The sequence below is a fragment of the Amycolatopsis decaplanina DSM 44594 genome (genome assembly GCF_000342005.1).
Classification (GTDB): domain Bacteria; phylum Actinomycetota; class Actinomycetes; order Mycobacteriales; family Pseudonocardiaceae; genus Amycolatopsis; species Amycolatopsis decaplanina.
On record NZ_AOHO01000014.1, the window covers coordinates 23,763 to 35,087 of the forward strand.

Consider the following 11,325-nt stretch of genomic DNA (forward strand, 5'->3'; position numbering starts at 1 on the left):
GTTTACAAGTGCGGGGGTGTCAGCGGCCGAGAAGGCGCTTGACGCGGCCGACGTCGTTCTTGGCGATCTCGGTCGTGCCTTCGAGGCGGCGGGTGAGCCTGTTGGACTTCTTCTCCATCAGGTGGCGACGGCCGGCCTTCTGGCGGCGCAGCTTGCCCGAACCCGTGACGCGGACACGCTTGGACGTCCCGCTGTGCGTCTTCATCTTCGGCATTACGTTGTCCTCTTTCGTGCGGCGGCACACCGGCTTTCCCCGGTGTGCCGCTGACATGTGCTGGTCGGCGCTACGCGTCGGCGGGCGGCTCGGACGACTCGTCCTTGGCTGCCTTCGCGGCCTTCTGCGGCTTCACGTTCTTGTGCGGGGCCAACACCATGATCATGTTGCGACCGTCCTGCTTCGGCGACGACTCGACGAACCCGAGTTCGGTCACCTCGTCGGCGAGCTTCTGCAGCAGGCGGAAACCGAGTTCCGGCCGGGACTGCTCGCGACCGCGGAACATGATCGTGACCTTGACCTTGTTGCCTGCCGCCAGGAAGCGCGACACGTGACCCTTCTTGGTCTCGTAGTCGTGCTGATCGATCTTCGGCCGAAGCTTCTGCTCTTTGATGACTGTGAGCTGCTGGTTGCGGCGGGACTCGCGGGCCTTCTGCGCGCTCTCGTACTTGAACTTGCCGAAGTCCATGAGCTTGCATACGGGCGGGCGTGCCTGCGGAGCGACCTCGACCAGATCGAGATCGTTCTCCTGTGCCAGCCGCAGCGCATCTTCGATCCGGACGATGCCGACCTGTTCACCGGCCGGCCCGACGAGGCGGACCTCCGGTACCCGGATTCGGTCGTTGATGCGTGTCTCGGAGCTGATGGGGCCTCCTTGGTCCGAGGTAAATTCTTCTACCGTTTCGACCTGGTGCCCACATACCTAAGGCCCCGGTACCGTGCGGTACGCGGGGCCCACTCTTCCGATCGTGTTCGATCTCCAGAATCGAACACACCGCCTCGACGCCCGAAATCGTCTCGGCGAGACCGGACCCGGACACCTGATGCTACGGCGGTGACACGGGTGGGAGCGGGGCTCCACTTGCCGCCCCCGATCACTCGGGGGCTGGTCGCTCGTGGAAGGGTACCAGACGTGTCAGATGAACCCGTTCAGCAACCCCCGTATTCCCCGGACGTCCGCGACCTGGAGGACATCCCGAGCGTCGAGGTGATCAGCAGGGCGGCCGTCATGCTGCTCTCCGCCGGCGCCGAACGCCTCGGCCTCGCGGACGAGGACCCGGCCAGCTCACCGCACCGCGACCTCGACGAGGCCCGCCGCCTGATCACCGCCCTCGCCGGGCTGGTCACCGCCTCGGCTGAGTACCTCGGCCTGCACGCGGGCCCGTTGCGTGACGGCCTGCAGTCTCTGCAGAAAGCGTTCCGCGAGGCTTCGGCCGTGCCGGACGCTCCCGGCCAGGGGCCGGGCGAGAAGTACACGGGGCCCGTCTACTAGGCCTCGTTTCCTCCGAAGTACATGAAGGCCCCCTTCCTTGCGCCTAGGTACAGGAAGGGGGCCTTCATGTACTTCCACCTCTCCGTCAACTAACATTTCAGATGTGAGTGGGTTGGCGAAGGTGCCGAGGTCCCTCCTCAGGGACGAGGCCTACGAGAGCATCCGGCGGGCGATCATCGACGGGACGTTGCCGCCGGGGACGAACTTGCGCGACGGCGACCTCGCCGATCAGCTGGGCCTGTCGAGGGCGCCGGTGCGCCAGGCACTGCTGCGGCTCAGCGAGGACGGCCTCGTCGAGTCGAAGCCGCAGAGCTACACGCGCGTGGCGGGGTTCGTTCCCGACGACGTCCGTGACGCCCTGCAGCTGGTCCGCACGCTGCACGAGTTCGCTGTCCGGGCGGGCGCGCCGCGAATGGGACCGGTGGAGGTCGCCGCGATGCGCGCGGCCAACACCCGGTTCGCCGACGCGATCGCCGCCGGGGACATCGCGGCCGCGATCGCCGCCGACGACGAACTCCACGACGTCCCGGTGGCCGCCGCGCGCAACCGGGCGATCACCGCGACGCTGGCCCGCTACACGCCGCTGCTGCGACGTCTCGAATACGCCCGCTTCGGCTCCCTGCCCGCCCACCGATCGGTCCAGCGCCACGCGGAGCTGGCCGACGCCATCGAAGCCGGCGACGTCGACGCGGCCTGCGCGATCACCGCCACGATCTGGACCGAACTCGAAGCCCTCCTGGAGACGCCATGACCCTCGCCGATTTCCCCCGCTACCCGCTGCTGTTCGGCCCCTCCCCCGTCCACCCGCTCGAGCGGCTCACCGCCCATCTCGGCGGCGCGAAGGTCTGGGCGAAACGCGAGGACGTCAACTCCGGGATCGCGTTCGGCGGCAACAAGACCCGGAAGCTCGAATACCTGGTCGCCGACGCGCTGGCCTCGGGCGCGGACACGCTGATCTCGATCGGCGGCGTGCAGTCGAACCACACCCGCCAGGTCGCCGCGGCCGCCGCGCGGGCCGGCCTCAAGGCCGTGCTGGTGCAGGAGAGCTGGGTCGACTGGAACGACCCGCTGTACGACAAGGTAGGCAACATCCAGCTCTCGCGCATCCTCGGCGCGGACATCCGGATGGTCGAGGCCGGGTTCGGCGTCGGCTTCAAGGAGAGCTGGGAGAACGCGGTCAAGGAGATCGAAGCCGGCGGCGGGAAGCCGTACGCGATCCCGGCGGGCGGTTCGGACCACCGCCTCGGCGGGCTCGGTTTCGCGAACTGGATCGTCGAACTCGAAGCGCAGGAGGCCGAACTCGGCGTCTTCTTCGACACGGTGGTCGTCTGCTCGGTCACCGGCAGCACGCAGGCCGGGATGGTCGCCGGGGCCGCGCTTTCCGGGAAGCCGCGACGGATCCTCGGCGTCGACGGGTCGGCGAAACCGGCGGAGACGCGTGACCAGATCACCCGCATCGCCCGCGCGACCGCGGAACTGATCGGCGCCGGGGAGATCGGCGAGGTCGAACTGGACGAGCGCTACCACGCCGGGATATACGGCATCCCGGACGAGTCCACTCTGGACGCGATCCGGACGCTGGCGCGGCTGGAGGGAGTGCTCACCGATCCGGTGTACGAGGGCAAGTCCATGGCGGGGCTGATCGACCTCGTTTCGCGCGGTGAGGTCGCGCGGGACTCGAACGTGCTCTTCGCGCACCTGGGCGGGCAGCCCGCGCTGAACGGGTACACGAGCGTGCTCTAGCCCTCGTGAGTGGTAAGGACCGTTAGAACCGTCCTTACCACTCACGAGGCGCGCGACTAGTCCGTCACGGCCAGGACGTCGATCTCCACCAGCAGCCCGGCGGGCAGGCCGACGTACACGGTGGTGCGGGCCGGGTGCGGCGCCTCGCCGATCAGCTTGTTGTAGACCTCGTTGAACGCGCCGAAGTGGTCGACGTCGGTCAGGTAGACACGCACCATCAGCGCGTCGGCCAGGCTCGAACCGGCGGCCTCGAGCACCGCTTCGATGTTCTTGAAGGTCTGCTCGGTCTGCTCGCCGACGGTCTCGCCGACGATGGCGCCGGTGGCCGGGTCGAAGGCGACCTGGCCGGCCACCTGCAGGATGTTGCCCTTGCGGACCGCCTGCGAGAACGCGGCCACCGGCTTCGGCGCGTTCTCCGTGCTGATCGCGGTCTTGCTCATTCCAACTTCCCCTTTCGGTTCCCCGTCCATCCACTGTGGACGGAAGCTTCTTCGGCGGCGGCGACGAGTTCGGGCACGAGCCCCATCAGGCCGTCGTAGTCCAGCAGCACCTTCGGCACCGACATCGACGCGGCGGCCAGCACGACGCCGCCCGGGCCGCGGACCGGCGCGGCGATGCAGTGGATGAAGTCCTCGTGTTCGGCGTTGTCCACCGCGTAGCCGCGGTCGGCGACGAGCGCGAGTTCTTTCTGGTAGGCCTCGGGTGTGGTGATCGTGTTCGGGGTGCGGACGAAGAAGTCGATCCTCGAGACCACGTCCGCCTGCTTCTCCGGCGTCATCGCCGCGACGAGCACCTTGCCGACGGCGGTGCAGTGCAACGGGGCGCGTTTCCCGATGCGGGAGTACATCCGCACCGAGTGCCTGCCCTCGAACTTGTCGATGTAGACGACCTCTCCGTCCTCATAGGACGCGAGGTGCACGGTGTGCCCGGTGCGCGCGTTGAGCCCGGCGAGCGCGGATTGCGCGGTGCGGCGGACGTCGCGGTCCTCCAGCGCCTGCTGGGCGAGGTCGAAGAGCGCACTGCCCAGCCGGTAGTGCCGCTGCCCTTCCCTGCGGACGAAGTGATGCGTCTCCAGGGTGCGCAGCAGGCGCAGGACGGTCGACTTGTGCACGCCGATCTCCTCGGCGAGCTGATCCAGCGTCTTCGGCTCGCGGGCGAGCCCGCCCAGCAGCGTGAGCGCCCTGTCCAGGCTCTGGCTCATCCGCCCACCAATCCCTTGTCCGTCAGCTTGGCCGCCGCCCATGCTGCCTCATCCGCCCCGAGGAGCGCTTCGACGACGGATTCGGGCAGCGGTGTGCCCACGTCGTCGTGGGTCAGCAGGGTGGCCGCGGCCTGCAGATGACCGCGTCGCAGCCGGGTCGCGGGGTCGTCGCCGCGCAGGGTGGCGGCGAGGAATCCGGCCGCGAACGCGTCACCGGCGCCGACCGGCTCCACGACGTCGACCTGGAGCGCCGGCGAGAACAGTGGTGCCCTGTCGCCGTCGATCAACGTCACCCCGCGTGCACCGTGCTTGACGACCAGCGTCTTCGGCCCTGGCACCGCGACGCGCAGCCGTTCCGGGTCACCGGTCCCCCACACTCGCTCGGCCTCGTCCTCGCCCGCCAGCACGATGTCGGCGCGGGCGGCCAGCCCGGCCAGCACCGACGGGTCGCGCCCGGCCCACAGCGCGGGCCGGAAGTTCACGTCGAACGACACCAGTGTGTCGCCGCGCGGTCGTTCCATCAGTGCCCGCACCAGGTCGAGACAGCCGTCCGACAGCGCGGGCGTGATCCCGGACAGGTGGATTACGCGCGCCCCGTCGAGATCGAGCTTCCCCAGCAATCCGGCGTCCATTCCGGAAGCGGCCGAACCCTTGCGGTAGTAGCGCACGGGGCTGCCGTCCGCTCCGCTTTCCTTGATGTAGAGCCCGGTCGGACGCGTCGGATCGACCACGACCGCGCTGACGTCCACCCCCGCTTCACCGATCTCGCGCACCAGCGCGCGGCCGAACGGATCGTCGCCGACGGCACTCACCCAGGCGCTGGTGAACCCCAGCGCGGGGAGATGGCAGGCAACGTTCGATTCGGCTCCGCCGATGCTTCGCACCCACTTACGCACCTCGTCGGGCGGCCCTGTTTCGGCCGGTACGAACAAGGCCATCGACTCCCCGATGCAAATAACGTCAGTGCTCTTCATCGCGCCGACCGCCATCCCGCTGCCAGGGCGTACGTCAAGGATTCATTTCGCTTCACGACCGTAAAGCGCCCTGCCATCGCGATGGCGGGGCCTCCGGCCAAAAGGGCGCGACCCCAAAAGATCAAAAGATTCCCGGGCGGCCGAGGCTCACCTGTCACTTCCGCGTCTCCTCATCGTCACGCCGTTGACCTCCAGCGGACCGGATGCTACACCTATCCCACGCAATATGCGCAACGTCCGTTGCAACATACGCAACCGAGGTGAACCTCATGTTCGAAGCCGGCACCATCGATTCCGCCGCGGTCGCGGCCGTCCGGGAGGAGCGCGTCGACTGGCGCTTCCGCTCGGTCGCGCCTTCGCTGTCGGGTCTCACGATCGGCGAAGCCGCCGCCCGCGGCGCGAAGCTGTTCGAAGACGGCTTCCTCGGCCCGTTCGTCGTTCTCGACGAAGAGGCCGTAGAACACAACCTCCGCACGATGGCGGACTGGTGCGCCACGCGTGGTGTCGCGCTGGCCCCGCACGGCAAGACGACGATGGCGCCGCAGCTGTTCGAGCGGCAGCTGAAGCACGGCTCGTGGGGCATCACCTGCGCGAACGCCGGACACCTGCGGATCTACCGGGCGTTCGGGGTCTCCCGGATCCTGCTGGCGAACCAGCTGCTCGACCCCTCGGGCCTGAAGTGGCTCGCCGCCGAACTCGACGCCGACGACGACTTCGAGTTCGTCTGCTGGGTCGACTCGGTCCGCGGTGTCGAGCTGATGACCGAAGCCCTGAGCGGCGCCCGCCGCAAGGTGGACGTGCTCGTCGAACTCGGCGCCGAAGGCGGCCGCACCGGTGTCCGCGACACCGGGACCGCGCTCGCCGTCGCCGAGGCCGCGCACGCGAGCCCGGCTCTCCGCATGCGCGGATCCGGCGGCTACGAAGGCGCGCTTTCCCACCACACGGACGAAAAGTCGCTCCAGCTGATCAGCTCCTATGTGGACGGTCTGCGCGAACTCGTCTTCGCCTTCGACGCCAAGGGCCTGCTCGACGAGGCCGGCCAGATCATCGTGACCGGCGGTGGCAGCGCGTACTTCGATCGCGTCGCCGACGAACTCACCAAGGACTGGGGCGGCCTGGACGTCCTGCCGATCCTGCGCAGCGGCGCTTACGTCACCCACGACGACGGCTTCTACCGCGTGATCTCCCCGCTCGGCGAGCAGCCGCGCATCGACGGGGTCGCCTCGTTCCGTTCCGCGCTGCGCGCCTGGGCACAGGTCACGTCGAAGCCGACGGACGAACTCGCGCTGCTCACCATCGGCAAACGGGACGCCTCGTTCGACGAAGGCATGCCCGAGCCGCGCCTCATCCGCAAGGGCGACGGGCAGGCGTCCGCGCTCGAAGGTCATTCCATCCAGAAGATGAACGACCAGCACGCCTTTCTCACCCTGCCCGCGTCGTCACCGGTCGAGGTCGGGGACTGGATCGCCCTCGGGCTGTCCCATCCCTGCACCGTCTTCGACAAGTGGCCCCTGATCCCGGTCGTCGGCCCCGACGGCGAGACCGTGCTCGATTTCGTCCGCACCCATTTCTGAGTTCCCTGGTGAACCCGCGACCGCGATCGACGTCGGCAGGGCGCTGCCTGATCATCCACATCACGGATGCGGATACGGCGCCCTGCCACCGCGATAGCGGGGCCTTCGGCCGGGGCGGGTTCACACGTTCGGTCACCTGTACAGATCGATCTTCAGCTCCGCCAACACACCCTGATCCGTCCTCCACCGCCGCAGAGGAAGAATCACCATGGACATCGTCGTCCGCTCGGCACTGGTCGCCGACGGCACCGGAGATCCGCTCACCAGGCACGACGTGGGCATCTCCGACGGCCGTATCACCAGTGTCGCCGAACCCGGCTCGCTCGCGGGCCGCCGCACCATCGACGCCGAAGGACTCGTGCTCGCGCCCGGGTTCATCGACATGCATTCCCATTCCGACCTCCAGCTGCTCGCCAATCCGGACCACCTCGCGAAGCTCTCCCAGGGCGTCACGACCGAGGTGCTCGGGCAGGACGGGCTCTCCTACGCGCCCGTGAACGACGACGTCCTCGCGGCGCTGCGCCAGCAGCTCGCCGGGTGGAACGACGATCCGGCCGGATTCGACTGGAACTGGCGTTCCGTCGGCGAGTACCTCGACCGGCTCGACGCCGGGATCGCGGTCAACGCGGCCTACCTGGTGCCGCAGGGCACCGTCCGCATGCTCACCGTCGGCTGGGAAGACCGGCCCGCGACCGAAGCCGAGATGAACGCGATGAAGGAACTCATCGCGACCGGGCTGGCCGAGGGCGCGATGGGCATGTCGTCCGGGCTCACCTACACGCCGGGCATGTACGCCACCACCGAAGAACTCGTCGAGCTGTGCGAGGTCGTCGGGGAGAACGGCGGCTTCTACAGCCCGCACCACCGCAGCTACGGCAAGGGCGCGCTCGAGGCGTTCGGCGAGATGGTCGACGTCTCCCGCCGTTCGGGCTGCCCGCTGCACCTCGCGCACGCCACGATGAACTTCTCGGTGAACAAGGGCAAGGCATCGAATCTGCTGGAGCTGCTCGACCGGGCGCTCGACGACGGCTGCGACATCACGCTGGACACCTATCCCTACCTGCCCGGCGCCACGTACCTTTCCGCGTTGCTGCCGAGCTGGTCCACCGAAGGCGGCCTCGACGCCACGCTGGCCCGGCTGTCCGATGTGGACACCCGCGAGCGGATCCGCGCAGAGATCGAGGAGACCGGATCCGATGGCGCGCACGGGGTGCCGATCGACTGGGAGGCCATCGAGATCAACGGTGTCCGCCGGGACGAGAACTCCCACCTCGTCGGGCATTCCGTCGCCGCTTCGGCGCGGCTTGCCGGAAAACCGGCGGCCGAGCTGTATTTCGACGTCCTGATCTCGGAAAAGCTCGGCACGTCCTGCCTGATGCACGTCGGGCACGAGGAGAACGTCCAGGCGATCATGCGGCACCGCACGCACACCGGCGGCAGCGACGGCCTGCTCGTCGGCGCACGGCCGCATCCCCGCGCCTGGGGCACGTTCCCGCGTTACCTCGCGCGCTACGTCCGCGAACTCGGCGTCCTCGAGCTCGCCGAATGCGTCGCCCACCTCACCGGCCGCGCGGCGGAACGCCTGCGGCTGACCGACCGGGGTCTCGTCCGCGCCGGCTACGCGGCGGACCTCGTGCTGTTCGACCCGGAAACCGTCGCCGACACCGCCACGTTCGACGAGCCGCGGCAGCAGGCCGCCGGTATCCCCTATGTCTTCGTCAACGGTGTCGCCGCCATCGACGATGGTCAACCGACCGGCGCCCTCGCCGGCCATTCACTGCGGAACCCCGGGAGTGCCCGATGATCGACTGGCTCCAACATTCGACGGGAGGTCTCCTGACCCTCGCCGCCGTCTCGATCGCGATCTTGCTGCTGCTCATCATCAAGGTCAAGCTCGAGCCCTTCATCGCGCTGATCGTGGTCGGCCTGCTGACCGCGCTGGCCGCGGGCCTGCCGGTGGTCCAGATCGTCGGCTCCGCGCAGAAGGCGTCGGACTCCCTGCTGGAAAAGGGATTCGGCGGCATCCTCGGCCATATCGCCGCGATCATCGGGCTCGGCACCATCCTCGGGTCCATTTTGGAGCGTTCGGGTGGGGCGAAGGTGCTCACCAGCGCGCTGCTGCGGGCCATCGGCGAGAAGCGGGCCCCGCTGGCGATGGGCCTCGCGGGCTTCGTCTTCGGTATCCCGGTCTTCTTCGACATCGGCATCTTCGTGCTGGCGCCGCTGGTCTACGTCGCCGCCAAACAGGGCGGCCGTTCGCTCGTGCTGTACGCGTTGCCGTTGCTCGCCGGTCTTTCCATCACGCACGCGTTCCTCCCGCCGCATCCCGGTCCGGTGGCCGCTGCCGGTCTGCTGCACGTGGAACTCGGCTGGATCATCCTGATGGGCCTGGTCTGCGGCATCCCCGCGTTCCTCATCGGCGGTGTGCTGTATTCGACCTGGATCGGCAAACGCGTCGACGTACCGGTCCCCGCGGAGTTCCTGATCGCGGAAGAAGCAGGCGAAAAGGAGACGAACCCGCCATCACTGGGCCTCGTGGTGTCGATCATCGCCGTCCCCTTGGTGCTGATCCTCGCCGGGACCTTCGGCAGCATCTGGCTGCCCAAGAACTCCGCGCTCGCCGGTGTCGCCGCGTTCATCGGTACCCCCGCGGTCGCGCTGACGATCTCGGTGCTGCTGGCGTCGTGGCTACTGGGCCTTCGCCGGAGCTTGACGGGCAAGGACTTGAGCGAGCTTTCGGCGAAATCGCTGCGCCCCGTCGCGATGATTCTGCTCGTGGTCGGCGCGGGCGCGTTCTTCGGCGCCGTGCTGGCCGCCACGGGGATCGGCAAGGCCGTCGCGGGATCGCTGGACAACGCCGGTCTCCCGGTCATCCTGGCGGCGTACGTGATCAGTTGCGGCATGCGCATCGCACAGGGTTCGGCCACCGTCGCGATCGTCACCACGAGTGGCATCGTCGCGCCGACGGTGGCGACTCTCGGCTACTCGCAAATGCAGCTCGCGCTGCTGGTCGTCGCGATTTCGGCCGGATCGATCATCGCCTCCCACGTGAACGACGGCGGTTTCTGGATCATCTCGCGGTACTTCAACATGACCGTGCCGCAGACCCTGAAAACCTGGACCGTATTGGAAACCGTCCTTTCCGTTTCCGGTTTCGGCGTGGCAGCATTGCTCATGGCAGTGGTTTAAACCACCGACGACTGGGAGAGATCACGATGACCGGACTCGATCGACGCACCTTCCTCGGCGCCGTCGGAGCGGCTGGACTCACCACCGTTCTCGGTTCCCACCTCGCGAACGCCTCCGAACAGACCTGCGGACCGAAGGGAACCGGAGCCATCTACGTCAGCAGCTACACCAGTTCCGGGCACGGACTCGATGTCGCTCACCGGGACGCGACCACGAACGCCGTGGTCGTCGACCGGACGATTCCGGGAGTCAGCAACGCTTCCTGGTTCGACATCAGCGCCGACCGCAAGACGCTCTACGTGACCAATGAGGACGAGAACGGCCAGATCTCCGCGTTCAGCCTGGCCGATCCGACGAAACCCAAGCTGCTCAACAAGAAGTCGGCGAAGGGTCAGCACCCGACGCATCTGAGCGTCCACTCGAGCCAGAAGTACGTGCTGGCCGCGAACTACAGCAGCGGCAGCGTCGTCGTCCTCCCGATCCTCGCGGGCGGGAAACTCGGCGACGTCGTCGATCTGGCCCAGCACAAGGGCGCCGAACGGGACGCGCACGCGCACCAGGTGGTCAACGATCCCACCGGCAAGTGGGTGCTCTCGGTCGACCTCGGCGCGGACTCGGTCTACGTCTACAAACTCGACACCGCGACCGGGAAACTCAAGCTGAACCAGCAGCTGAAGCTCCCGTCGGGCGCCGGGCCCAGGCATCTGACGTTCCACCCGAACGGCAGGTACGCGTACATCCTCGGCGAGTTGCGTGCCGAGGTGACCGTCGCGGCGTGGGACCCGGCCACCGGGAAGCTCGCCGCCGGACAGGTGGTCCCGGCCGTCCCGGCGGGCACGCCCGGCGCGCAGTACCCGGGCGAGATCACCACGTCCAAGGACGGCAGGTTCGTCTACGCGTCCGTGCGCGGTTCCGACACGATCGCGTCGTTCGGCGTCGGCGAGGACGGGAAGTCCTTGAAATTGCTGAACAACGCGCCCGTCGGCGGCGTCTACCCGCGGCACATCACACTCGACCCGACCGAGCGCTGGTTCTACGTCTCGAGCGACAAGTCCGGCACGCTCAGCTGGCTGCCGCGCGATCCCGGCACCGGCCTCCCTGGGGCCGTCGCCGGAAAGCTGGCGCTCCCCCAGGTCAATTCCGTCTTCTTCGCATAA

Annotated in this window: 12 protein-coding genes; 7 read left to right on the forward strand and 5 right to left on the reverse strand. The window is 68.2% G+C overall.

The features are described 5' to 3' along the window. Window positions 1–19: 19 nt before the first annotated feature. Together rpmI and infC are read right to left on the reverse strand one after the other, a co-directional pair. Window positions 20–214, reverse strand: coding sequence for a 50S ribosomal protein L35 (gene rpmI / locus H074_RS00480; protein ID WP_007028043.1), 195 nt, complete (start codon window positions 212–214; stop codon window positions 20–22). Window positions 215–284: 70 nt separating this feature from the next. Further along, a complete protein-coding gene (gene infC / locus H074_RS00485; RefSeq protein ID WP_051071860.1) occupies window positions 285–860 on the reverse strand; it encodes a translation initiation factor IF-3 in 576 nt (191 codons plus the stop codon). A 267-nt stretch (window positions 861–1,127) separates the two neighbouring features. Here infC and H074_RS00490 point away from each other — a divergent pair, with 267 nt between their 5' ends. From H074_RS00490 to H074_RS00500, 3 genes are all read left to right on the forward strand, one after another. Continuing rightward, window positions 1,128–1,487, forward strand: coding sequence for a DUF1844 domain-containing protein (locus tag H074_RS00490; protein WP_005163289.1), 360 nt, complete (start codon window positions 1,128–1,130; stop codon window positions 1,485–1,487). 112 nt (window positions 1,488–1,599) lie between these two features. Then, window positions 1,600–2,238 (forward strand): GntR family transcriptional regulator, encoded by a 639-nt coding sequence (locus H074_RS00495; RefSeq protein WP_007028045.1) that lies wholly within the window; start codon window positions 1,600–1,602, stop codon window positions 2,236–2,238. Then, the gene (locus H074_RS00500) at window positions 2,235–3,230 is read left to right on the forward strand and encodes a 1-aminocyclopropane-1-carboxylate deaminase (protein ID WP_007028046.1); all 996 of its coding nucleotides are present in this window, start codon (window positions 2,235–2,237) and stop codon (window positions 3,228–3,230) included. The genes H074_RS00495 and H074_RS00500 overlap by 4 nt, the downstream gene beginning before the upstream one ends. A 56-nt stretch (window positions 3,231–3,286) precedes the next feature. Here H074_RS00500 and H074_RS00505 read toward each other — a convergent pair whose 3' ends face one another. The 3 genes from H074_RS00505 to H074_RS00515 are packed head-to-tail and all read right to left on the reverse strand — an operon-like array spanning window position 3,287 to window position 5,405. Continuing rightward, window positions 3,287–3,670, reverse strand: coding sequence for a RidA family protein (locus H074_RS00505; protein WP_007028047.1), 384 nt, complete (start codon window positions 3,668–3,670; stop codon window positions 3,287–3,289). Continuing rightward, entirely contained in the window at window positions 3,667–4,431 is a 765-nt protein-coding gene (locus H074_RS00510; protein WP_007028048.1) for an IclR family transcriptional regulator, read from the reverse strand. Before H074_RS00510 ends, H074_RS00505 begins: the two co-directional genes overlap by 4 nt. Continuing rightward, window positions 4,428–5,405 (reverse strand): sugar kinase, encoded by a 978-nt coding sequence (locus H074_RS00515; RefSeq protein ID WP_083920358.1) that lies wholly within the window; start codon window positions 5,403–5,405, stop codon window positions 4,428–4,430. The genes H074_RS00510 and H074_RS00515 overlap by 4 nt, the downstream gene beginning before the upstream one ends. A gap of 269 nt (window positions 5,406–5,674) precedes the next feature. On the opposite strand from H074_RS00515, the gene H074_RS00520 reads away from it, so the two are divergent. From H074_RS00520 to H074_RS00535, 4 genes are all read left to right on the forward strand, one after another. Then, the gene (locus H074_RS00520; RefSeq protein WP_007028050.1) at window positions 5,675–6,979 is read left to right on the forward strand and encodes an amino acid deaminase; all 1,305 of its coding nucleotides are present in this window, start codon (window positions 5,675–5,677) and stop codon (window positions 6,977–6,979) included. A gap of 208 nt (window positions 6,980–7,187) precedes the next feature. Continuing rightward, window positions 7,188–8,783 carry an N-acyl-D-amino-acid deacylase family protein gene (locus H074_RS00525; protein WP_007028051.1) on the forward strand — a complete coding sequence of 532 codons (1,596 nt, stop codon included), beginning with the start codon at window positions 7,188–7,190 and terminating at the stop codon, window positions 8,781–8,783. Beyond that, window positions 8,780–10,168 carry a GntP family permease gene (locus H074_RS00530; RefSeq protein ID WP_007028052.1) on the forward strand — a complete coding sequence of 463 codons (1,389 nt, stop codon included), beginning with the start codon at window positions 8,780–8,782 and terminating at the stop codon, window positions 10,166–10,168. The genes H074_RS00525 and H074_RS00530 overlap by 4 nt, the downstream gene beginning before the upstream one ends. A gap of 26 nt (window positions 10,169–10,194) precedes the next feature. Beyond that, complete coding sequence (locus H074_RS00535) at window positions 10,195–11,325, forward strand: lactonase family protein (RefSeq protein WP_007028053.1); 1,131 nt, start codon at window positions 10,195–10,197, stop codon at window positions 11,323–11,325.